Here is a 25,570-nt window from a genome sequence, read left to right as displayed (position 1 = left end):
GAACAGATGACGATGTTCGACACGGTTCTGGTCGCCAACCGCGGCGAGATCGCGGTACGGGTCATCCGCACGCTGCGGGAGCTGGGCGTCCGCTCGGTGGCCGTCTTCAGCGACGCGGACGCGGACGCCCGGCACGTCCGGGAGGCCGACACGGCGGTACGGATCGGGCCCGCCCCGGCCGCGATGAGCTATCTGAGCGTGCCCGCGCTGCTGGACGCGGCCCGTCGCACCGGCGCGCAGGCCGTCCACCCGGGATACGGATTCCTCGCCGAGAACGCGGGCTTCGCGCGGGCGTGCGCCGAGTCGGGGCTGGTCTTCATCGGCCCGCCCGCCTCCGCGATCACGCTGATGGGCGACAAGATCCGGGCCAAGGAGACGGTCGCGGCGGCCGGGGTTCCGGTGGTGCCCGGCTCGTCCGGGAGCGGGCTCACCGACGCCCAACTGGTCGACGCGGCCCGCGGGATCGGGATGCCGGTGCTGCTGAAGCCCTCGGCGGGCGGCGGCGGCAAGGGCATGCGGCTGGTGCGCGACGAGGCGCTGCTCGGGGACGAGATCGCGGCCGCCCGGCGTGAGGCCCGGTCCTCGTTCGGCGACGACACCCTGCTGGTGGAGCGGTGGATCGACCGCCCCCGGCACATCGAGATCCAGGTGCTGGCCGACGCCCACGGCAACGTGGTCCACCTGGGCGAGCGCGAGTGCTCGCTCCAGCGCCGCCACCAGAAGATCATCGAGGAGGCGCCCTCGGTCCTGCTCGACGAGGAGACCCGGGCGGCGATGGGCGAGGCAGCCGTCCAGGCGGCCCGCTCCTGCGGCTATGTCGGCGCGGGCACGGTGGAGTTCATCGTCCCGGGCAACGACCCCGCCTCGTACTACTTCATGGAGATGAACACCCGCCTCCAGGTCGAGCACCCGGTCACCGAGCTGATCACCGGCCTGGACCTGGTGGAGTGGCAGCTGCGGGTCGCGGCGGGCGAGCGGCTCCCTCACCGGCAACAGGACATCACGCTCACCGGCCACGCCATCGAGGCCCGGATCTGCGCCGAGGACCCGGCCCGCGGCTTCCTGCCCTCCGGGGGCACGGTCCTCGCGCTGCACGAGCCGCAGGGCAACGGCGTGCGGACGGACTCCGGACTCGGCACGGGCGGCGAGGTCGGCAGCCTGTACGACCCGATGCTGTCCAAGGTCATCGCGTACGGCCCCGACCGGGCCACCGCCCTGCGCCGGCTGCGTGCCGCGCTCGCGGACACGGTGATCCTCGGCGTCCCGACCAACGCCGGGTTCCTGCGCCGGCTGCTCGCCCATCCGGCGGTGGTGGCGGGCGATCTGGACACGGGCCTCGTGGAGCGCGAGGCGGCCGGCCTGGTCCCGGAGGGCGTGCCCGAGGAGGTGTACGCGGCGGCGGCGCTGCTGCGGCAGTCCTCCCCGGTGAGCGCCTCGCCCACCGACGCCTCCGGCTGGGTCGACCCGTTCTCGGTGACCAGCGGCTGGCGGCTCGGCGGCACCCCGGCCCGTACGGTGCTCGACTTCCGGCTGCCGGGCCACGACCCGGTGCAGGTCTCGCTGCGCTCCTGCCCGGCCGGTACGGAGCTGACGTTCGGCCATGTCGGGGAGGGCGCCGAGCCGCCGCGGCCCGTGACGGGGGCCTGCGGCCCGCTGGCGCCGCTGCCCGGCGGCAGGGAGACGGCCAGACTGGTCGAGGTCTCCGGGCCGCGTCTCACCCTCGAACTCGCCGGAGTCACCCACGCGTTCAGCCGCGCCGCCTCCCCCGAAGGTGTGTGGCTCGGCCGGGACGGCGACAGCTGGCACGTACAGGATCACGACCCGGTGGAGGCGTCGCTGGCCGGCGCGGGCCGTTCCGGGGCGGACACGCTCGCCGCACCCATGCCCGGGACGGTCACCGTGGTGAAGGTGGCGGTCGGGGACGAGGTCGTGGCCGGACAGAGCCTGCTGGTGGTGGAGGCGATGAAGATGGAGCACGTGATCTCCGCCCCGCATGCCGGGACCGTGACCGAACTGGACGTCAGCGCCGGTGCCACGGTCGCCATGGACCAGATCCTGGCCGTGGTCGCCCCCGTCGAGGCTCCCGAGGAGGAGGTATGACGACCTCCCGCACGCTGCCCATGACCGTGCCGGCCCAGGATCTGCCCGCCCGGGTACGCATCCACGAGGTCGGCGCCCGTGACGGGCTGCAGAACGAGAAGACCGTCGTACCGACCGAGGTGAAGGCGGAGTTCATCCACCGGCTGGCCGCGTCGGGCCTGACCACCGTCGAGGCGACCAGCTTCGTGCACCCCAAGTGGGTGCCCCAACTGGCCGACGCCGAGGACCTGTTCCCCCGGCTGGCCGACATCGACGGCGTCGCGCTGCCGGTCCTGGTCCCGAACGAACGCGGCCTGGACCGGGCACTGGCGCTCGGCGCCCGCCGGATCGCGGTGTTCGGCTCGGCGACCGAGACGTTCGCCGCCCGCAATCTCAACCGCACCGTCGACGAGTCGCTCGCCATGTTCGAGCCGGTCGTCGCCCGTGCCAAGGCCGACAAGGTGCATGTCCGCGGCTATCTGTCGATGTGCTTCGGTGACCCGTGGGAGGGGCCCGTCCCCGTCCACCAGGTCGTCCGGGTCGCCAAGGCGCTGATGGACCTCGGCTGCGACGAGCTCTCCCTCGGCGACACCATCGGCGTCGCCACGCCCGGCCACGTACAGACCCTGCTCGCCGAGCTGAACGAGGAGGGCGTACCCACCGACACCATCGGTGTGCACTTCCACGACACGTACGGGCAGGCCCTCTCCAACACCCTTGCCGCACTCCAGCACGGGGTGACCACGGTGGACGCCTCCGCGGGCGGCCTCGGCGGCTGCCCGTACGCGAAGAGCGCGACCGGAAATCTCGCCACCGAGGACCTCGTGTGGATGCTCCAGGGCCTCGGTATCGAAACCGGGGTCGATCTCGACGCGCTCACCGCCACCAGCGTGTGGCTCGCCGACCAACTGGGCCGACCCAGCCCGTCCCGTACCGTCCGCGCGCTCTCGGTGCGATAGACACCCGTCCCACAAGGAGTGACCCCTGCCATGTCCCTGGACCACCGGCTGACCGCCGAACACGAGGAACTGCGGCGCACCGTCGAGGAGTTCGCGCACGACGTGGTCGCGCCGAAGATCGGCGACCTGTACGAACGGCACGAGTTCCCGTACGAGATCGTGCGGGAGATGGGGCGGATGGGCCTGTTCGGGCTCCCCTTCCCCGAGGAATACGGCGGCATGGGCGGCGACTACCTCGCCCTCGGGATCGCCCTGGAGGAGCTGGCCCGGGTCGACTCCTCCGTGGCGATCACCCTGGAGGCCGGGGTCTCGCTCGGCGCGATGCCCATTTACCGCTTCGGCACCGAGGAGCAGAAGCAGCGGTGGCTGCCGAGGCTCTGCTCGGGCGAGGCGCTCGGCGCGTTCGGCCTGACCGAGCCGGACGGCGGCTCGGACGCGGGCGGCACCCGGACGACGGCGGTGCGCGACGAGGCCACCGGCGAGTGGGTGATCAACGGCTCCAAGTGCTTCATCACCAACTCCGGTACGGACATCACGGAGCTCGTCACGGTGACCGCGGTGACCGGCCGCAAGGAGAACGGCGCCCCGCGCATCTCCTCCATCATCGTGCCGTCCGGCACCCCCGGCTTCGCGGTCGCCGCCCCCTACTCCAAGGTCGGCTGGAACTCCTCGGACACCCGCGAGCTGTCCTTCTCCGACGTCCGCGTCCCGCTGGAGAACCTGCTGGGCGAGGAGGGCCGCGGCTACGCCCAGTTCCTGCGCATCCTGGACGAGGGCCGGATCGCCATCTCCGCCCTGTCCACGGGCCTCGCGCAGGGCTGCGTCGACGAGTCGGTGAAGTACGCCGCCGAGCGCCACGCGTTCGGCAGGCCGATCGGCTCGAACCAGGCGATCCAGTTCAAGATCGCGGACATGGAGATGCGCGCCCACATGGCCCGGGTCGGCTGGCGCGACGCGGCCTCGCGCATGGTGGCGGGCGAACCGTTCAAGAAGGAGGCCGCGATCGCGAAGCTGTACTCCTCGACGGTGGCGGTGGACAACGCCCGCGAGGCGACCCAGATCCACGGCGGCTACGGCTTCATGAACGAGTACCCGGTGGCCAGGATGTGGCGCGACTCCAAGATCCTGGAGATCGGCGAGGGCACGAGCGAGGTCCAGCGCATGCTGATCGCCCGCGAACTGGGGCTGCCGTCCTGACGCAGGGACGGCAGGAAGGCGGGGCGGGTCCGGATTCCGGGCCCGCCCCGCTGCGACAGGGCGCCGGCTCGACGACCGGGCCGGTGCGTCAGTACTGGTGACCGGGCCGATGCGTCAGTACTGGTGACCGGGCCAGTGCGGGTCGTCCCAGCGGGCGGGTTCGGTGAGGCCCAGGAGCCGTATCCGGTGGAGCAGTTCGTCGGGCACTCCGCAGGCGACGAGCCGGGGCCGGACGTGGTCGAGCACCCAGGTCGTCAGCTCGGCGCGCTTCTCCTCCTCGTCGTCCCATGTGTACCAAGGGAGTTGGTCACCGAGCAGGCAGTAATCCCAGCGGGCGGCGGCTTCGACGAGATGCCGGTCGGCCGTGGCTCCGGACTGTGTCTCCCAGTGGGCGAGCCAGCGGCCGAGCGTGCCGGACGCCTCGGCGCTCAGGGCGAGGAGGTCATGGGCGGGGAGGACGGGGGCCGGGTCGGTGAGTGCGTCGGCCCACCATGCGTCGAGGAACTCCCTTACTGCTGCGGACTGTTCGGCGGGCCACTGCTGCCAGTGACCCCGGGCGAACGAGCGGCCGATTTCGTCCGGGTCGTGGTACGGGTCGGTGTGTCCCGCTACGAGGGACCGGGCGAACTGAGGGAGTATCCGGCGCAGCACGGAGGAGTGGTCGCTCCAGTCGGTAGCCGCCCAGGTGCGCCGCAGGAGGTCGGGGTCCAGCTCCCTGTCCGCCACCTTGAGCCGGGCGAGTTCCTCCGGGCTGCCCCAGTGGCACTCGCAGTTGTGCTCGTCGGGGTGGGCGGTCATTCCGCGGAAGGTGACCGCGAGCCCGTCCAGTGCGGCGTCGAGGCGACGGCGGGCGGAGCGCGGGGCGGCGGGTGTCATGGGCGTTCGCCTTCGGGGCTCCGGAGGCTGACGCCGTCCGAAGGTTGCCACCTTACCGGGGCCGCCGCCGCCCGTCCCTCGCAGGCGCGGGGAGCGGGCGGCGGCATGCGAACCGCGGGTCAGACCTTGGCCGTGGCCGCTTCGGGCGCGGTGTCGGCGTCGGCCGTGACGCGGCGCGCCGCCGGGATGGCGGCGGCGATCGCCGCCGCGACCAGGGCGACGCCGCAGCCGATCAGGAGTCCGGTACGGAAGCCGCCCTCGGAGGTGAGGGTGTAGCCGCCCATGGTGACGTTCATCTGCGAGAGGACCACGCCGATCACCGCGGCACCGATCGACGTGCCGAGGGAGCGCATGAGCGTGTTGAAGCCATTGGCAGCGGCGGTCTCGGACAGCGGGACCGAGCCCATGATCAGCGCGGGCATCGCGCCGTACGCCAGGCCGACACCGCTGCTGGTCACCATGCCGACCACCATCAGGCCCCACGCGGAGCCCATGAGCACCAGCGCCAGGCCGTAGCCGACCGCGATGACCAGGATTCCGCACACCAGGGTGAACTTCGGTCCCCGGGCGTCGATGAGCTTTCCGCCGAGCGGGGAGACGATCATCATCATGATCCCGCCGGGCGCCAGCCACAGGCCCGCCGCGAGCATCGACTGGCCCAGGCCGTAGCCGGTGGCGGAGGGGAGCTGGAGCAGCTGCGGCGCGATCAGCATGCTGGCGTACATACCGAAGCCCACGAAGACGGAGGCGAGGTTGGTCATCAGCACCCGGGGGCGCGCGGTGGTGCGCAGATCGACCAGCGGGTCGCGGGTACGCATCTCCCACGTACCCCAGGCGAGCAGCACCACGACGGCGGCGGCGAACAGTCCGAGCGTGGTGGCCGAGCCCCAGCCCCAGTCGGCGCCCTTGGAGACCGCGAGCAGCAGGCAGACCAGGCCAGCCCCGAGGCCGAGCGCACCGAGCAGGTCGAACCGCTGGCCCTTGGCACCGGCCGGCACATCGGGGATCAGGAACCAGATCAGTGCCGCGACCACGGTGGCCAGGCCGGCCGAGCCCCAGAACAGCACCCGCCAGTCCGTGTACTGGGCGACCGCCGCGGCGATCGGCAGACCGAGCGCGCCACCGATGCCCATGGAGGCACTGACCAGCGCGATGGAGGAGCTGAGCTTCTCCGCCGGGACCACGTCACGCAGCAGTGCGATGCCGAGCGGCAGCACGCCCATGCCCATGCCCTGCAGACCACGGCCGACGATCATGGGGATGACGGACGACGAGAGCGCGCACACCACCGAGCCGACGATCAGCGGCACGGAGCAGACGAGAAGCATCCGGCGCTTGCCGACCATGTCGCCCAGGCGGCCGGAGACGGGTACGCAGACGGCGGAGACCAGCAGGGTGACGGTGATCACCCAGGCCGCGTTCGAGGGGGTGGTGCTCAGGATCTGCGGCAGCTCCGCGATGAGCGGGGTGACCAGGGTCTGCATGATCGCCGCCGTGACTCCGGCGATGGCCAGCGTGGCGACAACGCCACCGGTACGGGTTGATGGCTGGGGCGCGCCCATCCGGGACTCCTCGGGTGTGTATCGGCAGAAGGCTATGTAGCGTACACACTCCATGCATCATGCATTTTATATGTAAGCTACATATCACTGTGGGAGGATGGCGGCCGACGTCCGGAACACACCGGAACGCCCAGACGACAACGGGAGACGGCAGGCGCATGACCAGGCCCACCCATGAGGTCGAGTACGAGCAGATGCTCCTCAGCCGCCACAGCCTCCTGCGGAACAAGGGCGGACGGCGCAAGGGCGGCCTGATGGACCACAGCGCCTACATCCTGCTCAGCCGCGTCCGCATCCAGGGCCCGATGTCGATCGGCGAGCTCAGCGACGCCTTCGGACTCGACGCCTCCACCCTCAACCGGCAGACCGCGGCGGCCATGCGCGCCGGACTCGTGGAGCGCATCCCGGACCCCGCGGGCGGCATGGCCCGCAAATTCCGGATCACCGACGAGGGCGCCCGCACGCTCGACGCGGAGCGCGAGGGCATCATCGACTCCCTGGAGCGGGTCATGGCCGGCTGGTCGGACGAGGACATCTCCGGCTTCGCCGCCTACCTGCGGCGCTTCAACACCGACATCGAACGCCTGGGCGGCCGCCCCTGGCCGCGCCCCTGACCGTTCGCGCAGCCCGGCGCGCCGCCCACCACCCCCGCCCCTGCGGGCGCGGGCGGTGGGCGGCGGGTCCTGGTCCGGTGAACGTGAACGCGCCGACGTCGCGCGGGGCGGGGCGGCCCGGATGACGGACGCCGGGCCGCCCCGACCTCACCTCACTCCGCCGCCCAGGGGACCTGCGGCGCCCGGTAGTAGTTGATGCCCAGCGCCGAGAACCTCGGCCCCTGCACACCCAGCCGCACCTTGTACGTGTCCCAGTCGTGCGTGGCCGCGGGCGACCAGCCGAGCTCCGCGACCCCGGGCAGCCGGGGGAACGCCATCTGCTCGATCTCGTCGCTGTTGCTCAGGGTCTCCGACCAGAGCGGCGCCTCGACACCGAGGACCGAGTCCTCCGGGACACCGGCCAGGTACGTCGCCGGGTTCCAGTCGTACGAGCGCTGCACCGAGACGTAGCCGGCCCAGGCCAGGCCCAGTTCGGTGTCCTTGTCGTACTTCATGTCGAGGTAGCTGCGGTCGGCCGGGGAGAGCACCAGCTTCGTGCCGTTCACGGCGGCGTCCGCGACCTGCTTGCGCTCGGCGTCGCCCGTCCTGTCGTAACCCCAGTACTGGGCGACCGCGCCCTTCGCCGGCGTGCCCCCGGTCAGCTGGTGCCAGCCGACCACGGTCTTGCCGTACTTGCCGACGACGGCCTGCGCCTTGTCCATGAAGGCCACATAGTCCTCGTGGCTGGTGGAGTGCGCCTCGTCGCCGCCGATGTGGAGGTACTTGCCGGGGGTGAGCTCGGCGAGCTCACGGACCACGTCGTCCACGAAGTCGTACGTGACGGCCTTCGGCACGCAGAGCGAGCTGAAGCCGACGTTGGTGCCGGTGTACAGCGGCGGCGCGACCCCGTTGCAGTTCAGCTCCGCGTACGAGGCGAGTGCCGCGTTGGTGTGGCCGGGCAGGTCGATCTCCGGGACGACCTCCAGATGGCGCGAGGCCGCGTACCGGACGATCTCCTTGTAGTCGCTCTTGGTGTAGTAGCCACCGGGGCCGCCGCCGACCTCCGTCTGCCCGCCGTACGTGGCGAGCCTCGGCCAGGAGTCGATGGCGATCCGCCAGCCCTGGTCGTCGGAGAGATGCAGATGGAGCTTGTTCATCTTGTAGAGGGCGAGCTGGTCGATGTACCGCTTGACCTCGCCGACCGAGAAGAAGTGCCGGGAGACGTCGAGCATCGCGCTGCGGTACGCGTAGCGGGGTGTGTCCGTGACCGTGCCGCCCGCGACCGTCCACGGCCCCTTCTGGGTGCTCTTCTTCTCCACGTCGGCCGGGAGCAGCTGACGGAGCGTCTGGACGCCGTGGAAGAGCCCTGCGGCGGCGCGCGCGGTGATGGTGACGGAACCCCGGCTCGACTTCAGGCTGTAGCCCTCGGCGCCCAGTTCGCCGTTGCCGGGGTCGAGGCGCAGCCGGATGCCGTTGCCCGCGTCGCCGGTGACCGGCAGGGCGTATCCGGTGGACGGTCGCAGCACGCCCGCCAGGTAGTCGCCGACCTTCCGGGCCTCGCTGGAGCCGTCGACGCGGATCCTGGTGTCCGCCGTGATGGTGTACGGGGAGCCGCCGGGCCTGGCCTCGGCGGGGGCGGGCACGATCTGGCCGAGCGGACGGGGCGAGGCGGCGGCCGGGCCGCTGTCCGCCGGTCCTTCCGCTGCCGCACCGATACCGGAGATCCCGGCCGCCGTGACGAGCAGCAGCGAGCCGAGAAGGCGGGGAAGGGCGGTGCGCTGTGTCCTGTGCAGTCTCACAAGCCGGGTCCCTTTCGACGGGTTCACACCTGTGGAGCTCCTGAACAACCGAACCATCACCATGGGTATCGTGCGCCTCACGCATGGTCAAGGTGTAGACCACTTCCCCGTTACGGTGCTGGCAGAATCTGCCGCATGGCGGAAATAATCCAGCGCGACGGAACCTGGACCTTCGACGGCGAATCGGTACGGATCACGCCGGGCCGGGGCAAGGGCATCCACCCGCTCCGGGAGGGGCTGGGCGAATGCGTCGTCCCGCTGCGGGCGTTGGCGGGGATTTCCTTCGAACCGGACCGCAAGGGCGGCCGGCTGCGACTACGGCTGCGCGACGGCGCGTGCCCGGTCCTGCGCGCGGCGGACGGCAGGCTCAAGGTCGGCGCGGACCCCTACCAGTTGACCGTGGAGAAGGACCGGACCGGGGTGGCCGAGTACTTCGTCGACGAGGTGCGCGGCGCCCTGCTGGTCGAGCAGGTGCCCACCGGGGCGGTGGACGAGTTCCTGCTGCCGGGGCCCGCGGTGCCGGTCGCCGGCGGCGGCGGGGACGGCACGGCCTCGTTCGACGGGACGACCGTCCGCCTCACCTGGAACTGGAAGGCCAAGGAGGTCAAGACGTCGGGCGGCCCGGTCGCGTTCCCGGTGTCGGAGGTGACCGGCGTGCACTGGGTGCCCGCCATCGGCCTGGAGAACGGGCATCTGCGCTTCGTACGGGGCGAGGGGACGGCACCGGCCCCGGCGGCCGAGTACGACCCGTACTCGCTGGACCTGTGGGGGCTGTCCAAGAAGGAGTACACGGCGGTACTGGTCGCGGCGGCGGTACTGGTACGGCTGCCCGATGCGGCGAGCAGGGCGCCGGGGCCGGACGGCGTCGCCGCGGTCACCGCCGCCGAGGGCGCCGCCCCGGCGGAGATCGCGGCCCCGGAGACCACGACCCCGGCATCCGCACCGTCCGGCGACGATCACGACGCCCTGCTGCGCCGACTGCGCGAGCTCGGCGAGCTGCACCGCGCCGGGGTTCTCACCGACGACGAGTTCACCGCCGCCAAACAGGCGGTGCTCAAGCGTCTCTGAGCGAGCACCCCGTCCCGTTCAAGGGCCCGCGAGACGGCAATCACACCCACCCCTGCCCGATATCGGGCAGAATTGTTGCGTAAGCGCCCCGCTCACCGCAATATCAACGAGTGCTCGAACGCCGCCCGTCGCATGACGACCTCATCGATCACCTGGTGCGCAGCACCGCGCTCCAGCGCGGTGAAGCCGCCCGGGTGATCCTCGATGTGCTGGCGTACTTCGACGAGACGACCGACGACTTCGTCCGCCGCCGCCACCGCGAACTGCAGTCCGGCGGCCTGGTCAACGCGGAGATCTTCGAACGGATCGCGGCCGAACTGCCGCACCGGGCGGTCGCGCCGCCGGAGCTCTCGCTCCGCCAGCTGCGCCGCATCGTCTACGGCTGAGCAACGGGCACCACAGGTACGTCGATGGAGGGGCAGAGACTTTATGTGCGGAATCGTCGGATACATCGGGAAGCGTGATGTGGCTCCGCTGCTGCTGGAAGGGCTGCAGCGGCTGGAGTACCGGGGTTACGACTCCGCGGGCATCGTCATCACCGGCAAGCCGGCGGCCGGCAAGCCCGCCACCCTGCGGATGGTGAAGGCGAAGGGCCGGGTCCGCGAGCTGGAGGCCCGTGTCCCCAAGCGTTTCACCGGCACCACAGGTATCGCCCACACCCGCTGGGCCACCCACGGCGCCCCGAGCGACGAGAACGCGCACCCGCACCTGGACGCCGAGAACAAGGTCGCCGTCGTCCACAACGGCATCATCGACAACGCCTCCGAGCTCCGTGCGAAGCTCGTCGCCGACGGTGTCGTCTTCCTCTCCGAGACCGACACCGAGGTGCTGGTCCACCTGATCGCCCGCGCCCAGGCGGAGACCCTGGAGGAGAAGGTCCGCGAGGCGCTGCGCTCGGTCGAGGGCACGTACGGCATCGCCGTCATGCACGCCGACTTCAACGACCGCATCGTGGTCGCCCGCAACGGCTCCCCGGTCGTGCTCGGCATCGGCGAGAAGGAGATGTTCGTCGCCTCGGACGTCGCCGCGCTGGTCGCCCACACCCGCCAGGTCGTGACCCTGGACGACGGCGAGATGGCCACCCTCAAGGCCGACGACTTCCGTACGTACACCACGGAGGGCTCGACCACGACGGCCACGCCGACCACCGTGGAGTGGGAGGCCGAGTCGTACGACATGGGCGGCCACGACACGTACATGCACAAGGAGATCTCCGAGCAGGCCGATGCCGTCGACCGGGTGCTGCGCGGCCGGATCGACGACCGCTTCGCCACCGTGCACCTGGGCGGCCTCAACCTGGACGCCCGCGAGGCGCGCGGGGTCCGCCGGATCAAGATCCTGGGCTGCGGCACCTCGTACCACGCGGGTCAGATCGGCGCCCAGCTGATCGAGGAGCTCGCCCGTATCCCCGCGGACGCCGAGCCCGCCTCCGAGTTCCGCTACCGCAACCCGGTCGTCGACCCGGACACGCTGTACGTCGCGGTCTCGCAGTCCGGTGAGACGTACGACGTGCTGGCCGCCGTCCAGGAGCTCAAGCGCAAGGGCGCCCGGGTGCTCGGCGTCGTCAACGTGGTGGGCTCCGCGATCGCCCGGGAGGCCGACGGCGGTACGTACGTCCACGCCGGCCCCGAGGTCTGTGTCGTCTCCACCAAGTGCTTCACCAACACGGTCGTCGCGTTCGCGCTGCTCGCCCTGCACCTGGGCCGGATCCGGGACCTGTCGGTCGCCGACGGCAAGCGGATCATCGAGGGGCTGCGCAGGCTGCCCGCCCAGATCAGCGAGATCCTGGCGAACGAGGACGAGATCAAGAAGATGGCGGCCGAGTACGCGGACGCCAAGTCGATGATGTTCATCGGCCGGGTGCGCGGCTACCCCGTCGCCCGCGAGGCCTCGCTGAAGCTCAAGGAGGTCTCGTACATCCACGCCGAGGCCTACCCGGCCTCCGAGCTCAAGCACGGGCCGCTGGCGCTGATCGAGCCCGCGATGCCGACGGTCGCGATCGTGCCGGACGACGACCTTCTGGAGAAGAACCGCGCCGCGATGGAGGAGATCAAGGCCCGCAGCGGCCGCATCCTCGCCGTCGCCCACCAGGTGCAGGAGAAGGCCGACCACACCATCGTCGTGCCGAAGAACGAGAACGAGCTGGACCCGATCCTGATGGGCATCCCGCTCCAGCTCTTCGCGTACCACACGGCGCTGGCCATGGGCCGTGACATCGACAAGCCGCGCAACCTGGCGAAGTCCGTCACCGTCGAGTAGGCCCCCGCGTACGGCCGCTGCCGAGCAGCGCCCGTATCCGTACAACGGCCCCGTACCCGCCACCGCGGGTACGGGGCCGCCGCGCTGCCGGGGCCCCACCGGCGGCCGCCGCACCCCCTCCACAAACGCGCAATCCGCCCCTTCCGGACATCAAATGCCGGTTTACACAGGCGACTTGACGCCATGTCGAGCGGGGACGTCACCACGGGTCACAGGGTGACGGAAAGGGATGCCGGGGCGCCGGGCGTTCAGGGGATGACGACGACCGGGCGCTGCGCGCGCCGCGCGAGCCGGCCCGCGACCGAGCCGAAGATCCGGCCGGCGATGCCGTGCGTGGAGCCGACGACGATGGCGTCGGCCGAGTACTCCCGGCCGACCTCCTCCAGCTCGTGACAGATGTCCCCGCCGCGCTCCACGAGGACCCAGGGGACCTCGGAGAGGTAGTCCGCGCAGGCGAGCTCCAGACCGAGCACCTCGGTGCGGTGGTCGGGCACATCCACGAAGACGGGCGGCTCGCAACCTGCCCAGACCGTGGTCGGCAGCCGGTTGGCGACATGGACAATGATCAGGCCGGAGCCCGATCTTCGGGCCATTCCGATGGCATAGGCGAGGGCGCGCTCACTGGAGGTCGAGCCGTCGAAGCCGACCACGACCCCGTGGCGGAACGCGGGGTCGCAGGAATGACGTGTTTCTTCGACCGTCTGCGGGTCCGACATGGGGTCGGCTACCTGCTTGCGGTCGGCGGGTTCGGGGATTTCGTGACCGGCCATCGGTGTCTCGGCGAAGAGAGTCCTCGTGAGGAGAGCGACTTGGGGAAGCTGCGTCAGCGGGCGGTGTTGCGGTGTCCGGGAATCATCTTCCCAACCCCTTACCCCCAAGGGTACGGCGCCACTCCTCCACTGCCCAGACCCGCGCAAAGCGCGCGCGACGTTTCACGGAGCATGCCCGAGGCGGACCCGGATGGCAATGCCGCTTGTGCCGTACACCGACGCGGCCGGCCCCGGACGGCCACCCTCGGTGACTGTACGGAGTCGCACCCCTCACCCTTTCCGGACGCCGGAGGGCCTCCGCTTCCCCGCGCGACCGCCGGACGAATCTCCCTCCCGGGGTCGGCCCCAGGGGCCGGCAACCCGATCCCGCGCGTCACACCACCCCCGTTCCGAACCGCACGTCCCGTTCCCCACGACCCCGCCGACCGTCGACGGACACCGGCCCGCCCGGCGGAATCCGATCGCCGTCGTTTGCCACCGGTCCGTTCCGTACGATGGGCCGTCCGACCTGCCAAGGGGGCGCAAAGAAGCGGTTGACCACCCGGGTTGTGCGCCGGTTCAATGACTGAATCACACACGCACAACCATCTATTTTCAGCCAACTTCACCCCCCTACCGATATCTTGCCGATTTGGCCGATCAACCCCCTTGCCACCAGGCAGGAAGAGACCGCGCGGTACGCTTCCACCCAACGGGGACGGGCCATGAACGCCAGGCGCACTTCCCTGAGCGTCAACCAGATGAAACGCTTCGTGATCGAATGCTTCCCGCCAAGTTGCCTTGTCGACATAACGCCGGTTGGTGAACTTGTCACGCCGGCACCACGGGACGCAGTAGATTCGATCTTGGGTATCGAAGTCTGGGGAACTCGTGCAGGACCGAGGGGAAAAGTGCAGGAGCGACAGGCCCGTAAGGACCAGGAAGACGCGAACACCGAGGGGGGCTTAGCGTCATGAGCCAGGACTCCGCCGCCGCAACGGAGGCTGTACGGAAGCTCAGTGGCCGTCGACGACGAGAAGTCGTCGCCGTGCTGCTGTTCAGCGGCGGCCCCATCTTCGAGAGTTCGATCCCGCTCTCCGTGTTCGGAATCGACCGCCAGGACGCGGGAGTTCCGCGCTACCGACTCCTCGTCTGCGGCGGGGAAGAGGGGCCGCTGAGGACCACCGGGGGACTCGAACTCACCGCGCCCTACGGGCTGGAGGCGATCAGCAGGGCCGGCACCGTCGTGGTGCCCGCCTGGCGTTCGATCACCTCGCCGCCGCCCGCCGAGGCGCTGGAGGCGCTGCGCCGCGCCCACGAGGAGGGTGCCCGCATCGTCGGCCTGTGCACGGGCGCGTTCGTGCTCGCCGCCGCAGGCCTGCTGGACGGCCGTCCAGCGACCACACACTGGATGTACGCACCGACGCTGGCCAAGCGCTACCCGTCGGTCCACGTCGATCCGCGTGAGCTCTTCGTCGACGACGGTGACGTGCTCACCTCCGCCGGCACGGCCGCCGGGATCGATCTCTGTCTGCACATAGTCCGCACGGACCACGGCACGGAGGCCGCCGGGGCACTGGCCCGCCGGCTCGTCGTGCCGCCGCGGCGCAGTGGCGGTCAGGAGCGCTATCTCGACAGGTCTTTACCTGAGGAGATCGGCTCCGACCCGCTCGCCGAGGTCGTGGCCTGGGCACTGGAGCATCTGCACGAGCAGTTCGACGTGGAGACGCTGGCCGCGCGCGCCTACATGAGCAGGCGGACCTTCGACCGAAGGTTCCGTTCGCTCACCGGCAGCGCACCGCTCCAGTGGCTGATCACCCAGCGGGTGCTGCAGGCGCAGCGGCTGCTGGAGACGTCCGAGTACTCGGTCGACGAGGTGGCGGGCCGCTGCGGCTTCCGCTCGCCGGTCGCGCTGCGCGGACACTTCCGGCGTCAGCTGGGCTCCTCCCCCGCCGCGTACCGGGCCGCCTACCGGGCCCGTCGTCCGCAGGGCGGTGGCGCGGAGCCCGTGATCGCGGTGACCGAGCCCGTGGTGCCCTCCCAGGGCAACTCGGCGATCCGGCGCGCCGCGGCCACGGCCACACCCTCGGGTCCGCATGTCGTCACGGCACCGACGGCCGGCCCGGTCCAGTCGGAGCAGGGGAAACCCGGCCCCGACGCGTACACGACCGGACGACCGACCCTGCCGGGGCAACGGAGCGCCCCGTAGGGTGGGGCCATGAACGATCGCATGGTGTGGATCGACTGCGAGATGACCGGGCTCTCGTTGACGGAAGACGCACTCATCGAGGTGGCCGCACTGGTCACCGACTCGGAGCTGAACGTGCTCGGTGAAGGGGTGGACATCGTGATCCGCCCTCCGGACGCGGCCCTGGAGACCATGCCCGAGGTGGTGCGGCAGATGCACACCGCCTCGGGCCTCCTCGACGAGCTGGCCGGGGGCACCACCCTGGCCGACGCCGAGGCCCAGGTACTGAACTACGTCCGCGAGCACGTGAAGGAGCCCGGCAAGGCCCCGCTCTGCGGGAACTCGGTCTCCACCGACCGCGGATTCCTGGCGAGGGACATGGCGGCCCTGGAGGGCTACCTCCACTACCGGATCGTCGATGTCTCCTCGATCAAGGAGCTGGCGCGCCGCTGGTACCCGCGGGCGTACTTCAACAGTCCGGCCAAGAACGGCAACCACCGGGCGCTCGCGGACATCCGTGACTCCATCACGGAGCTGCGTTACTACCGCGAGGCGATCTTCGTGCCGCAGCCCGGCCCGGACTCGGAGCGCGCGAAGGCCGTCGCGGCCCGCGTCGCGCCGCCCGCACCGTAGGACCTTGTGAAGCCGCTGGTCATAGCCCTTTCGGGGGTTGGGACCGGCGGCTGAACAACTGGGGCGCGAGCACCCTCTCGGACCCTGTACACTTTTTCTCGGCCGGTCAGAAAAAGACCGGACATGGTGGGTATAGCTCAGATGGTAGAGCACCTGGTTGTGGTCCAGGATGTCGCGGGTTCGAGTCCCGTTACTCACCCTGAATGATCAAGGCCTGACCTGTTTTCACAGGTCAGGCCTTCTTCATGTCCAGGATCTTGGGGCCCTTGCCCCGGGACCTCGGCGCCGGCCCGCGCCGGCCCTCCTCCACGCCGACCGGCCCCGGTTCCACCCGACTCGGGTGAGAGCTCGTCAGGTCACCGAGCGGCGCCGTGCTCTCCCTCACAGCGTCAGCGGCTCCGGCGTGCGAGGAATCACTGCCGGGGAAATGCAACGGGCCCGTGCGCCTGTACGCGACTCGGGCGCCGCCGGTTCATCCCCGTCGTTTTCGTTTGGCAGCGTGTCATCGAGCGCAAAAGGAGGAAGAGGACCTTCCTCTTCCGGCCAGCGGTAGACCTGAGCATCAGCGGATGTCTTCCAAGAGGCACTGATCTCACGAAACGGTCCACTCTCCCGCTCGCAGCAGAACGCGGGAGTCACCGCACGCCCACACCATCGGGCAGCATGCCTTCGGAAACTGCCTGAGCCGGGCTTTCAGCCAGCCTTCTCCCATGAATCTGCATGCCGGCGATCCGACATGCCCACTCCCCCGGTCCAGGGGACAGGTCCCGGGACCTGTCCCACAGGACCCCGTCCAGGAACGGTTCCGGGGCGGCGCACAGCAGAGAAAGGAAGTCCCATGCCCGTCAGTTCCTCGTTCGAGATCACCATCACCATGAGTGATGACACCACCAACAGGTTGGTCGATGAGGGTTTCTACCTCTACGGGTTCAAGGCGGTGAATTCCTCGACCGGTGGTGGCAAGCCGCTGGTCTGGTTCGTCACCGACGACTACGCGACGTCTACGAACATCACCTGACAGGAGGAATACCAGGCCTACACCTCACGCAATGAGATCATCCCCGGAGGCACGATCAGCGGCATCAACAGCTACGACATCGCCCTCGGACAGACCCTGACGGTCGACAACATGTCCGGCACCGGCACGGTGGGGGGAAGTCCGGGCTCTTCGCGCCGCATCACGGTCGACAACGAAACGACCAGGCCCTTCACGTCCGGCATCGCACAGTTGAACCACGTGGCGGCCGGACAGGCGGCAAAGGCGACGCCGCTGGCCGCATTCCCGCTGCACGGCAGAAACCTGGACTTCTTCACCCCGGTGGAGAAGGTCCTCCTGATGTTCGCCACGGCGGTCATCGAGACGTCGACTGTCGTCGAGCAGGCCTTCGGACCCGGCCTTCTGGTGGATCTGACCGGCGTGGCGCAGCGGGACGTCACCTACGACGTCGACCACGGCTGGGGCCCGACCAAGCCCAACTGGACTACGCCCGTCGATTCCCTGAGCCTGCTCACGCCCCTGCTGATCCAGCAAGACAGGTCGCTGCCGGCCTCCGCGTGATCCGGTACATCACGGCCGGTACCCCCAGGCCGCGATCCTCCGGGCCGCGCTCCTCCGGACGAAGGGCGCGGCCTGGCGGCGGGCTCGGGCAGCAGTCCGCCTCCGACAGCAGCGGAAAGGAATGCTTTCATGCCCATGATCATCCTCGGGGCGAATGGTGCCGGCCAGACCGGAGTCATGGATCAGGCCAGAGCGCAGAATTACCTGACCAACATCCTCGCCCGAATCGGAATGCTCAATAGACTCGCCCATCTCACACAGGCCCTCAATCAGGCGTTCAACGGAGGCGGATTGCAAACCCACCCGTATTTGTTCAACGGATTCCCGGTCCTGCATGCCAGTGCCGGAAATTTCCAGACGAGCGTCACTCTCTTTTATTATTTGGAAAACAATACCCTGATGTTGTTCGCCATGGGCGAGCATATCCCGGGCCCGCAGGCGCGATATCGGATCACCATCTATGGGCAGGCAGGTACCGACTTCGCTATGAACAGAATCATCTGATCGCCTCCGCCGGCGGCCTCGTGACGGCCGTCACGAGGAGTCGCGGACGACCAGCTCGGTGGGGAGCACGATCTGCGGGTGTTCCTGGGTCTCGCTCGCGATCTCCTTGAGCAGTACGCGGGCCATCGTGCGGCCCATCTCCTCGATCGGCTGGCGCACGCTGGTGAGGGCCGGGTCCATGTGGCGGGCCACCGCCGAGTCGTCGAAGCCGACCAGGGCCACGTCGTCCGGGATGCGGCGGCCGGCCTCGCGGAGGACCTGGCGGGCGCCCGCGGCCATCACATCGGAGGCGGCGAAGACCGCGTCGACGTCGGGGCGGCCGGCCAGCAGTTCGCGCATGGCTCTGGCGCCGCCCTCCTCGGAGAAGTCGGCGGGGGCGATCAGCCGCTCGTCCGGTTCGAGACCGGCCTCCCAGACCCCGGCGCGGTAGCCGTCGAGGCGGCGCTGAGCACCGTGGACGTCCCGGGGCCCGGTGATCGTGGCGATGGCTCGGCGTCCCCGGGTCACGAGATGCCCGACCGCGGCGCGGGCGCCCCCGAAGTTGTCGGAGTCGACCGCGGCGAGCGTTTCGGAGGCCGACCTGCGGCCGCCCATCACGGCCGGCATGCCGAGCTGTTCCAGCAGGTCCGGCAGCGGGTCGTCGGCGTGGACGGAGACCATCAGCACACCGTCGACACGGTGCGCGGTCAGGTACTGGGCCAGCCGGCGGCGCTCGCGGTCGCTGCCGACGAGGGTGAGCAGCAGCTGCATGTCGGTGTCGGCGAGCGCCGCGCCGACACCGCGGACGATGTCGGAGAAGTACGGCTCGGCGAAGAAGCGGGTCTCCGACTCGGGCACCACCAGGGCGATGGCGTCCGTGCGGTTCGCGGCGAGCGCGCGGGCCGCGCGGTTGGGTACGTAGCCCAGCTCGGCGACGGCCGCCTCCACCGCCTCGCGGGTCTGCGCGCTGACCCGTGGCGATCCGTTGATGACCCGCGAGGCCGTACCGCGCCCCACCCCTGCCCGTGCCGCGACTTCTTCGAGCGTGGGCCGGCCACCGCTCCGTACTCGCGCTGCCGTCATGGCTGCCTCCCGTTCGCGGTCAATTTCTCACAGCCGGGTGGCCGGGCCAAGTCCTGGTATCGACTCCTCCGGCAGCCCGTGCGGGACGGGCTGCCGCTCCGCATCACCCCTCTGGGAGCGCTCCCATCCTACGCTGGCGGCGGATGACGTCGGCGTACCAGTGGGCGCTCGCCTTGGGGATGCGGCGCTGGGTGGCGTAGTCGACGTAGACGGCGCCGAAGCGCTTGGAGTACCCGTAGCCCCACTCGAAGTTGTCCATCAGGGACCAGAGGAAGTAGCCGCGTACGTCCGCCCCGGCGGCGACGGCCCGCCGTACGGCGTCGAGGTGGCCGCGCAGGTACTCGATCCGCTCTGGGTCCTCCACCCGGCCCTCGGGCGAGACGTAGTCGTCGAAGGCGGCGCCGTTCTCGGTGACCATCAGGGGCAGGCCGGGGTTGTCGCGGGCCACGTCCATGAGCAGCTCGTACAGCCCGTCGGGGTCGATCGCCCAGTTCATGGCGGTGCGCTCGCGGCCCTCGGCCAGGTGGAAGGCGACGTGTTCGGAGCCGGGCCACGGGGAGTGGTCGCTGTTGCCGTGGCCGTCGTCGCGCGAGTCGCCGGCGCCGCCGGCGGGTGTGGAGACCAGCGTCGGTGTGTAGTAGTTGACGCCCAGGACGTCGACCGGGCGGGAGATGACCGCCGGGTCGCCGTCGTGGACCAGCTCCGACCAGTCGACCAGGTGCTCGGTGTCGGCGATCAGGTCCTCGGGGTACGCGCCGTGCAGCATCGGGCCGGTGAAGATCCGGTTGCCCACCGCGTCGATCCGGCGGGCGGCGTCCGCGTCGGCGGCGCTGCCGGTCAGCGGGCGGACGTGGTGGAGGTTGAGGGTGACCGAGATCTGCGCGGTGGCGGGGAGGCGGTCGCGCAGGACCTCGGTCGCCCGGCCGTGGGCGAGGTTGAGGTGGTGGGCGGCGCGCAGCGCGGCGGCGGGCTCGGTGCGGCCAGGGGCGTGCACGCCGGAGCCGTAGCCGAGGAAGGCCGAGCACCACGGCTCGTTGAGGGTGGTCCAGGTGCTGACGCGGTCACCGAGGGCCCCGGCCATGATCTCGGCGTAGTCGGCGAAGCGTTCGGCGGTCACGCGCTGGGGCCAGCCGCCCGCGTCCTCCAACTCCTGGGGCAGGTCCCAGTGGTAGAGGGTGGCGACGGGCGCGATGCCCGCTTCGAGGAGCTCGTCGACGAGCCTGCGGTAGAAGTCCAGGCCGCGTTCCACGGCGGGGCCGCGGCCGGTGGGCTGCACCCGGGGCCAGGAAACGGAGAAGCGGTAGGCCGTCAGGCCGAGCCGCTTCATCAGCGCCACGTCGTCGCGGTAGCGGTGGTAGTGGTCGGCGGCGATGTCCCCGGTGTCTCCGTTGCGGACCTTGCCCGGGGTGCGGCTGAAGGTGTCCCAGATGGAAGGGGTCCGGCCGTCCTCGGCCGCGGCGCCCTCGACCTGGTAGGCGGCGGTGGCCGCCCCCCAGACGAAGCCGGTCGGGAATTCCGCCGCGTCGGGGGCGGCCTTCGGGGCGATGTCGGGTCGTACGGCAGTCATGCGGGAGCGCTCCCAGGGATGGGCGAACAGGGACAGGTACGGGGTGGAACGTCGGGACGTACGGCCTGCGGTCGGGGGAACCGGCCGCGCCGGCGGTCCGGGGAGGGGCGGGTGACGCGGTGTCACCCCTTGACGGCGCCGGACATGATCCCTCCGACGATCTGCTTGCCGAAGATCACGAAGACCACGAGCAGCGGCAGTGTGCTGATCAGCGCGCCCGCCATCACGATGCTCTGGTCGGGGACGTAGGAGGCGCTCAGCTGGCCGAGGGCCACCTGGAGCGTGGGGTTCTCCTGGTTCAGGGCGAGGTACGGCCAGAAGAAGTCGTTCCACGCCTGTACGAAGGTGAGCATGCCGAGCACCATCATGGCCGGGCGGGCCACGGGGAGCACGATGCTCCACACGACACGGAGGTTGTTCGCCCCATCCACCTTGCCCGCCTCGATGAGTTCGTAGGGCAGCGCCTCGCTGAGGTACTGCCGCATGAAGAACACCCCGAACGCGCTCACGAGCGTCGGGAAGATCACCGACTCCAGCTGACCGCCCCATCCGATGTCGGACATCAACATGAACAGCGGTACGACGCTGAGTTGCGGCGGGATCGTGAGTGTGGCGACGACCGCGGTCATCAGCGCACCGCGGCCCCTGAAGCGCATCTTGGCGAAGGCGTAGCCGGCCAGGGTGCAGAAGAAGAGCGTCGCCGCGGTGATGCTCGCGGAGACGATGAGCGTGTTCCAGATGGCCTTGCCGAGGTGGGCCTGTTCCCAGGCCGCTTCGAGGTTGTTGAACAGGTTGCCGCCGGGGACGAGCGACGGGGTGGTGTCCAGCACCTCGTCCTGAGTACGGGACGCGGCGACGAGTGTCCAGTACAGCGGGAAGAGGGAGCCGATGCCGACGACGGCGAGGGCGAAGTAGGCGAAGGGGCCGGCGTGGTGCTGGCGGCCCGCACCCTGCTTGAGCCTGCTGCGCCGCGAAGTAGCGCCGGGGCCCGCGGCCTTGGCCAAGCGGCGGGGGTCCGGGGCGGTGATGGGGCTGGTCGTGGTCATGGGTATCGCTCCCGGTCAGGCCGAGGTCTTGCGCACGGAGCGCCCGACCAGCCAGTTGATCGCGGCAATGAGCAGCAGCAGGGCGAGCATCGCCCAGGCGACCGCGGCGGCCGGACCGAGGTGTCCGAGCTTCCAGCCGTAGTTGTAGAGGTAGATGCTGAGCGTCTCGTACTGGTGCTCGCTGCCGCCCTGCGCCCCGAGGGTGCCGCCTTCGAGGAGCAGCGGCTCGCCGAACAGCTGCATCGACCCGATGGTCGAGATGACGATCGTGAAGAGGATCGTGGGCCGCAGCGCCGGGATCGTCACGTTGCGGAACTGCTGCCAGCGTGAGGCCCCGTCGAGCGAGGCGGCCTCGTAGAGGTCGGACGGGACGGCCTGCATCGCGGCCAGGTAGATCAGGGTGTTGTAGCCGGTCCAGCGCCAGATCACGATGACCGAGATGGCGATCTTGGACGACCAGTGGCCATTGGCCCAATTGGTGTCGCCGAGACCGATGAAGTCGAGGGCCCAGTTCAGCAGGCCGCCGTCGGCGCGGAAGACAAGGGCGAAGACAAGGGCGGCGGAGGCCACGGAGGTGGCGTACGGAGTGAGGATCACAGTCCGCCAGAAGGTGCTGGCCCGCAGCTTGTAGTTCAGCAGGTGCGCCAGGCCCAGCGCCACCAGCAACTGCGGGATGGTGGAGATCACTCCGATGACGAAGGTGTTGCCGACGGCCGTCCAGAACTCCTGGTCCTGGAGGATCTTGCCGAAGTTCTCCCAGCCGACCCATTCCATCCGGTCGAGGCTGATCATCTCCACCCGGTGCAGGGCTATCCAGCCGGTGTAGAGGAGGGGGTAGAGCCCGAAGGCCCCGAAGACGAGGAAGAAGGGTGCGATGTAGGCGTAGGGAGACGCCTTGTCGTCGAATCGCCACAGTCGGCTGCGCCATGCCTGACGGCCGCGGGACATGGTCTCCGGGGCACGACGGCTCGGCTTCGAACCGTGTGCGCCCCGGGTGGGTATCGAGGTTGCCACAGGTGGGAGTCCTTCCCTGGGGTGTGCCGACACCGCAGGGGCAGGCCGGAATTCGGGTCAGGTCCGGCGATGGTGTCGGAATCCGTGCGCGGGGCCGGCGGCGGGGGCCGGCACCGGTGCGGGTGGACCGGGACGCGCAGGTGAGGTCCCGGCCGCCCGCATCGGTGAGGATCAGCCGATCACCTTGTCGATGGCCTCCGTGGCGGCCTTCCAGGCGTCGTCCGGCTTGGTGCCCCGCTGCTCCATGTTGTTGATCTGGGTGGAGATGCTGTCCTTGATGATGCCGTCCTTCGGGCCCAGCACGGCTGCGGGGATGACCTGGGCCTCCTCGGCGTAGATCTCACCGATGGGGGCGTTGTTGAAGTACTCGAGCTTGGCGTTCTTCACGTCGGGGAGCGTGTAGGCGCCCTTGTTCGACGGGAAGACACCGACGGCCTTGAACACGGCGGCCTGCTGCTCGGGGGCGGTCAGCCACTTGACGAGCTTCTGCGCCTCCTCGACGTTCTTGCCCTTGGCGGGCACGGCGAGGAAGGAACCGCCCCAGTTGGCCGCGGTCCGGCCAGGGGTGCGGGCGATGTCCCACTTGCCCTTGAACTCGTCACCGGCGTACGTGGCGATCTGCGCGGCCATCCACGCGGGGCAGGCGACCGTGGCGACCGTGCCCTTGCGCAGCGCGGCCTTCCACGGGTCCTGGAACTGGGCCAGACCGGCGGTCAGATCCTTCTCGGCGGCCTCGGCGGCGAGTTGCCAGCCCGCCTTGACGCCGGCGCTGTCCTTGTAGATCGCCTTGCCGTCCTTGGCGTAGTACTGCTCCTCGTTGGAGGAGACCACACTGTTGTACATGGCGCTGGCGGAGTCCATGTAGAAGGTGCCCTTGGGGGCCTTCTTCTTGTACTCCTCGCCGAGTGCGAGGTAGTCGTCCCAGCCTCCGGCGACCTTGGCGGCGACCTTCTCACGGTCGGCCGGCAGACCGGCCCGCTCGAACAGGTCGCGGCGGTAGCAGAGCGACATCGGGCCGATGTCGGTGCCCGCGCCGATGACCTTGCCCTCGTCGGTGGTGGCCTGCAGCGCCTTCCAGTTGACCCACTGGTCGCTGTCGACGACCTTGGCCAGGTCGGCGAAGGCGTCCGCCTTGGTGTCGACGAGCTCCTTCACACGGCCGACCTCGATGCCCTGGATGTCGGCCAGTCCGCTGCCCGTGTTGAGCTGCTGGAGGAACTTCGGGTAGTAGACCTGCTCGTCGGCCGTGACGTTTTCCTTGACCGTGATGTTCGGGTGCAGCTCGTGGTACTTGGCGAAGAGTCCGGCCTCCTTGTAACCGAACTGCCCGAAGTCGGCGACAGTCAGCGTGACGTTGCCGTTCGCGTCGGGGCCCGTGCTGCCCGACGGGTCCGAGTCGCTGCTGCAGCCGGTCAGCAACAGGGCCGGGACCGTCAGGCCCGTGGCGGCCAGGACCGCGGCTCTGCGGCTCCGGCCGGTGACGGTGCGGGTGATGCGCATTCCACTACTCCTTGTTCCGGGGTTGGACGTTCCGGGGCGGGTGTTCCGGGGCGGGGCGTTCCAGGGGTGTTCCGGGTGTGTTCCGGAGGGTGTTCCGGGTGGGGGAGGGCAAGCGCGGTGCCGTTCGGGCGGGAGGACCCATCCACCGTGGGAGCGCTCCCATGCGTCGATGTCGGAAGGTTCCTGCCTTGAAGGGGTGGGTGTCAAGAGTTGAAGACGCTTCCGTTGCCCGAGCGTGTCCCGCAAGTCACGGGACCGTGTCCCGCCGAGGTCTTGCCACAAGTCACCCGCCTCGCCCCGGGTTTCGTGCCGTCCGGAGAAAGCGCAGGCCGGCGACCTCCGAGGCGGGTCCACCGCCCCGGTCGTCCGTGGGTTGTCCCCGACGCGCCGCATTTCGGCCCGGCGCCGGGAGCGGCTCGCGTCATCCCCGGTTCACACCGGCCCACCCACCGGAAGGTGAACGGGAGATCGCACGGCGCGGGCGGCCGGGGGCCGTCGGGGCGCGTCCGCCTTCTCCCTCCGAAGCCGCGCCCGGCCGGCCCGCCCCGGCCGCACCGTGGAGCCCTCAGGCCGCCCGCAGCCGAGCCAGCGTGGATTCGAGTTCCGTCTGCGCGGCCCGGCCCGCCGATTCCACGTCCCCGGCCACCACGGCCCGGACCAGCGCGTCATGGACGGCGTCGCCGTGATCCGGGTCCTCGCGGCGCAGGCCGAACAGCTCCACCAGGTCGATCAGCCCCTGCCGCAGCGCGGGCGCGAACTCGCCGAAGAGATCCGTGAGTACGGGATTGTGCGCGGCGGCCACCACGGCCCGGTGCAGCGCGATGTCCGCGTCGACGAACTCCGCGTCCCCCCCGGCCCCGGCCGCCCGCCGCGCGGTGAGCGCCGCGTCGAGGGCGACGAGGTCCTCGTCCGTACGGCGGCCCGCGGCCAACCGGGCGGCCTGGACCTCGATCAGCATGCGCACCTCGTACACATCGGTGATCGCGGCCCGGCGCAACCGGGCCGGCCAGTCCTCCGTCACCCGGTCGGCGATGACGAAGACGCCCGCACCCTGCCGGGACCGGAGCAGCCCGAGCGTGGCCAGGGTACGCACCGCCTCGCGGACCGTGGAGCGGCCCACGCCGAGCGTCCTGGCCAGGGTCGTCTCGCCGGGAATGCGCATGCCGACCGGCCAGTGCCCCTCGGTGATCTGCTCACGCAGATGGTTCGTGGCCTGTTCGACCAGGGGGCTGGGGCGGAGCGGACCGAGCGAGGACACCGGATTCACCTGTCAGGTTGTCTGAGGACTTGCTTTCTGGCTACTGTACCGGCCATGACGCACAGCGGTCTCCTTCTTCTCGGCTGCCGCGGCGGGGCC

Annotated in this window: 22 protein-coding genes and 1 tRNA gene; 13 read left to right on the top strand and 10 right to left on the bottom strand. The window is 70.2% G+C overall.

From position 1 onward, the window contains the following. Positions 1-6 precede the first annotated feature (6 nt). The 3 genes from OHA19_RS25945 to OHA19_RS25935 are packed head-to-tail and all read left to right on the top strand — an operon-like array spanning position 7 to position 4,235. Entirely contained in the window at positions 7-2,100 is a 2,094-nt protein-coding gene (locus OHA19_RS25945; RefSeq protein ID WP_405751820.1) for an acetyl-CoA carboxylase biotin carboxylase subunit, read from the top strand. Then, on the top strand, positions 2,097-3,038 hold the full coding sequence (locus OHA19_RS25940) for a hydroxymethylglutaryl-CoA lyase (RefSeq protein ID WP_405751817.1): 942 nt from the start codon (positions 2,097-2,099) through the stop codon (positions 3,036-3,038). Before OHA19_RS25945 ends, OHA19_RS25940 begins: the two co-directional genes overlap by 4 nt. A 30-nt stretch (positions 3,039-3,068) precedes the next feature. Next, on the top strand, positions 3,069-4,235 hold the full coding sequence (locus tag OHA19_RS25935; protein ID WP_405712880.1) for an acyl-CoA dehydrogenase family protein: 1,167 nt from the start codon (positions 3,069-3,071) through the stop codon (positions 4,233-4,235). A 114-nt stretch (positions 4,236-4,349) separates the two neighbouring features. On the opposite strand, the gene OHA19_RS25930 is transcribed toward OHA19_RS25935, so the two are convergent. Further along, positions 4,350-5,111, bottom strand: coding sequence for a hypothetical protein (locus OHA19_RS25930; RefSeq protein WP_405712881.1), 762 nt, complete (start codon positions 5,109-5,111; stop codon positions 4,350-4,352). A 119-nt stretch (positions 5,112-5,230) separates the two neighbouring features. Then, the gene (locus OHA19_RS25925) at positions 5,231-6,673 is read right to left on the bottom strand and encodes an MFS transporter (protein WP_405712883.1); all 1,443 of its coding nucleotides are present in this window, start codon (positions 6,671-6,673) and stop codon (positions 5,231-5,233) included. A 158-nt stretch (positions 6,674-6,831) separates the two neighbouring features. Between OHA19_RS25925 and OHA19_RS25920 the strand changes: the two genes are divergently transcribed. Continuing rightward, complete coding sequence (locus OHA19_RS25920; protein WP_405712885.1) at positions 6,832-7,287, top strand: MarR family winged helix-turn-helix transcriptional regulator; 456 nt, start codon at positions 6,832-6,834, stop codon at positions 7,285-7,287. A 152-nt stretch (positions 7,288-7,439) separates the two neighbouring features. Here OHA19_RS25920 and OHA19_RS25915 read toward each other — a convergent pair whose 3' ends face one another. Next, positions 7,440-9,065 (bottom strand): beta-N-acetylhexosaminidase, encoded by a 1,626-nt coding sequence (locus OHA19_RS25915; RefSeq protein WP_405751815.1) that lies wholly within the window; start codon positions 9,063-9,065, stop codon positions 7,440-7,442. Between the two features lie 135 nt (positions 9,066-9,200). Here OHA19_RS25915 and OHA19_RS25910 point away from each other — a divergent pair, with 135 nt between their 5' ends. The 3 genes from OHA19_RS25910 (at position 9,201) to glmS (ending at position 12,392) form a co-directional block, all read left to right on the top strand. Beyond that, positions 9,201-10,133, top strand: coding sequence for a DUF4429 domain-containing protein (locus OHA19_RS25910; protein ID WP_405751812.1), 933 nt, complete (start codon positions 9,201-9,203; stop codon positions 10,131-10,133). A gap of 110 nt (positions 10,134-10,243) precedes the next feature. Next, the gene (locus OHA19_RS25905; RefSeq protein ID WP_072489218.1) at positions 10,244-10,519 is read left to right on the top strand and encodes a hypothetical protein; all 276 of its coding nucleotides are present in this window, start codon (positions 10,244-10,246) and stop codon (positions 10,517-10,519) included. 43 nt (positions 10,520-10,562) lie between these two features. Beyond that, positions 10,563-12,392, top strand: coding sequence for a glutamine--fructose-6-phosphate transaminase (isomerizing) (gene glmS, locus OHA19_RS25900; protein ID WP_405751810.1), 1,830 nt, complete (start codon positions 10,563-10,565; stop codon positions 12,390-12,392). A gap of 248 nt (positions 12,393-12,640) precedes the next feature. Here glmS and OHA19_RS25895 read toward each other — a convergent pair whose 3' ends face one another. Beyond that, positions 12,641-13,162 (bottom strand): universal stress protein, encoded by a 522-nt coding sequence (locus OHA19_RS25895; protein WP_405712894.1) that lies wholly within the window; start codon positions 13,160-13,162, stop codon positions 12,641-12,643. A gap of 952 nt (positions 13,163-14,114) precedes the next feature. Between OHA19_RS25895 and OHA19_RS25890 the strand changes: the two genes are divergently transcribed. The 6 genes from OHA19_RS25890 (at position 14,115) to OHA19_RS25865 (ending at position 18,024) form a co-directional block, all read left to right on the top strand. Further along, positions 14,115-15,350 carry a helix-turn-helix domain-containing protein gene (locus OHA19_RS25890; RefSeq protein WP_405712896.1) on the top strand — a complete coding sequence of 412 codons (1,236 nt, stop codon included), beginning with the start codon at positions 14,115-14,117 and terminating at the stop codon, positions 15,348-15,350. Positions 15,351-15,359: 9 nt separating this feature from the next. Continuing rightward, entirely contained in the window at positions 15,360-15,962 is a 603-nt protein-coding gene (gene orn / locus OHA19_RS25885) for an oligoribonuclease (protein ID WP_405712898.1), read from the top strand. Positions 15,963-16,088: 126 nt separating this feature from the next. Beyond that, positions 16,089-16,161 (top strand) — tRNA-His (locus OHA19_RS25880). A 639-nt stretch (positions 16,162-16,800) separates the two neighbouring features. Next, complete coding sequence (locus OHA19_RS25875) at positions 16,801-16,980, top strand: hypothetical protein (RefSeq protein ID WP_405751807.1); 180 nt, start codon at positions 16,801-16,803, stop codon at positions 16,978-16,980. Between the two features lie 111 nt (positions 16,981-17,091). Next, the gene (locus tag OHA19_RS25870; RefSeq protein ID WP_405751805.1) at positions 17,092-17,520 is read left to right on the top strand and encodes a hypothetical protein; all 429 of its coding nucleotides are present in this window, start codon (positions 17,092-17,094) and stop codon (positions 17,518-17,520) included. Between the two features lie 129 nt (positions 17,521-17,649). Continuing rightward, positions 17,650-18,024, top strand: coding sequence for a hypothetical protein (locus OHA19_RS25865; RefSeq protein WP_405751802.1), 375 nt, complete (start codon positions 17,650-17,652; stop codon positions 18,022-18,024). 30 nt (positions 18,025-18,054) lie between these two features. Here the strand turns inward: OHA19_RS25865 and OHA19_RS25860 are convergent, their stop codons facing one another. The 6 genes from OHA19_RS25860 to OHA19_RS25835 form a co-directional block, all read right to left on the bottom strand. Beyond that, complete coding sequence (locus OHA19_RS25860; RefSeq protein WP_405751799.1) at positions 18,055-19,086, bottom strand: LacI family DNA-binding transcriptional regulator; 1,032 nt, start codon at positions 19,084-19,086, stop codon at positions 18,055-18,057. 103 nt (positions 19,087-19,189) lie between these two features. After that, on the bottom strand, positions 19,190-20,653 hold the full coding sequence (locus OHA19_RS25855) for a GH1 family beta-glucosidase (protein WP_405712907.1): 1,464 nt from the start codon (positions 20,651-20,653) through the stop codon (positions 19,190-19,192). Positions 20,654-20,775: 122 nt separating this feature from the next. Next, complete coding sequence (locus OHA19_RS25850; protein WP_405751796.1) at positions 20,776-21,699, bottom strand: carbohydrate ABC transporter permease; 924 nt, start codon at positions 21,697-21,699, stop codon at positions 20,776-20,778. Positions 21,700-21,714: 15 nt separating this feature from the next. Then, positions 21,715-22,713 (bottom strand): carbohydrate ABC transporter permease, encoded by a 999-nt coding sequence (locus tag OHA19_RS25845; protein WP_405712910.1) that lies wholly within the window; start codon positions 22,711-22,713, stop codon positions 21,715-21,717. A gap of 171 nt (positions 22,714-22,884) precedes the next feature. Continuing rightward, entirely contained in the window at positions 22,885-24,213 is a 1,329-nt protein-coding gene (locus OHA19_RS25840; RefSeq protein ID WP_405751793.1) for an extracellular solute-binding protein, read from the bottom strand. Positions 24,214-24,778: 565 nt separating this feature from the next. Beyond that, on the bottom strand, positions 24,779-25,480 hold the full coding sequence (locus OHA19_RS25835) for a FadR/GntR family transcriptional regulator (RefSeq protein WP_405712914.1): 702 nt from the start codon (positions 25,478-25,480) through the stop codon (positions 24,779-24,781). Positions 25,481-25,570: the final 90 nt, after the last annotated feature.

The sequence above is a fragment of the Streptomyces sp. NBC_00012 genome, from assembly GCF_045040875.1.
GTDB lineage: Bacteria > Actinomycetota > Actinomycetes > Streptomycetales > Streptomycetaceae > Streptomyces.
The sequence above is the reverse complement of the archived record's forward strand: the minus strand, read 5'-3'. Positions and strand labels throughout refer to the sequence as shown.

Bases quoted from the DNA above. Each gene is read 5' to 3' on its own strand.
- OHA19_RS25945 (WP_405751820.1), top strand. From the start codon at position 7: ATGACGATGTTCGACACGGTTCTGGTCGCCAACCGCGGCGAGATCGCG.
- OHA19_RS25940 (WP_405751817.1), top strand. From the start codon at position 2,097: ATGACGACCTCCCGCACGCTGCCCATGACCGTGCCGGCCCAGGATCTG.
- OHA19_RS25935 (WP_405712880.1), top strand. From the start codon at position 3,069: ATGTCCCTGGACCACCGGCTGACCGCCGAACACGAGGAACTGCGGCGC.
- OHA19_RS25930 (WP_405712881.1), bottom strand. From the start codon at position 5,111: ATGACACCCGCCGCCCCGCGCTCCGCCCGCCGTCGCCTCGACGCCGCA.
- OHA19_RS25925 (WP_405712883.1), bottom strand. From the start codon at position 6,673: ATGGGCGCGCCCCAGCCATCAACCCGTACCGGTGGCGTTGTCGCCACG.
- OHA19_RS25920 (WP_405712885.1), top strand. From the start codon at position 6,832: ATGACCAGGCCCACCCATGAGGTCGAGTACGAGCAGATGCTCCTCAGC.
- OHA19_RS25910 (WP_405751812.1), top strand. From the start codon at position 9,201: ATGGCGGAAATAATCCAGCGCGACGGAACCTGGACCTTCGACGGCGAA.
- glmS (WP_405751810.1), top strand. From the start codon at position 10,563: ATGTGCGGAATCGTCGGATACATCGGGAAGCGTGATGTGGCTCCGCTG.
- OHA19_RS25895 (WP_405712894.1), bottom strand. From the start codon at position 13,162: ATGGCCGGTCACGAAATCCCCGAACCCGCCGACCGCAAGCAGGTAGCC.
- OHA19_RS25890 (WP_405712896.1), top strand. From the start codon at position 14,115: ATGAGCCAGGACTCCGCCGCCGCAACGGAGGCTGTACGGAAGCTCAGT.
- orn (WP_405712898.1), top strand. From the start codon at position 15,360: ATGAACGATCGCATGGTGTGGATCGACTGCGAGATGACCGGGCTCTCG.
- OHA19_RS25875 (WP_405751807.1), top strand. From the start codon at position 16,801: ATGCCCGTCAGTTCCTCGTTCGAGATCACCATCACCATGAGTGATGAC.
- OHA19_RS25870 (WP_405751805.1), top strand. From the start codon at position 17,092: ATGTCCGGCACCGGCACGGTGGGGGGAAGTCCGGGCTCTTCGCGCCGC.
- OHA19_RS25865 (WP_405751802.1), top strand. From the start codon at position 17,650: ATGCCCATGATCATCCTCGGGGCGAATGGTGCCGGCCAGACCGGAGTC.
- OHA19_RS25860 (WP_405751799.1), bottom strand. From the start codon at position 19,086: ATGACGGCAGCGCGAGTACGGAGCGGTGGCCGGCCCACGCTCGAAGAA.
- OHA19_RS25855 (WP_405712907.1), bottom strand. From the start codon at position 20,653: ATGACTGCCGTACGACCCGACATCGCCCCGAAGGCCGCCCCCGACGCG.
- OHA19_RS25850 (WP_405751796.1), bottom strand. From the start codon at position 21,699: ATGACCACGACCAGCCCCATCACCGCCCCGGACCCCCGCCGCTTGGCC.
- OHA19_RS25840 (WP_405751793.1), bottom strand. From the start codon at position 24,213: ATGCGCATCACCCGCACCGTCACCGGCCGGAGCCGCAGAGCCGCGGTC.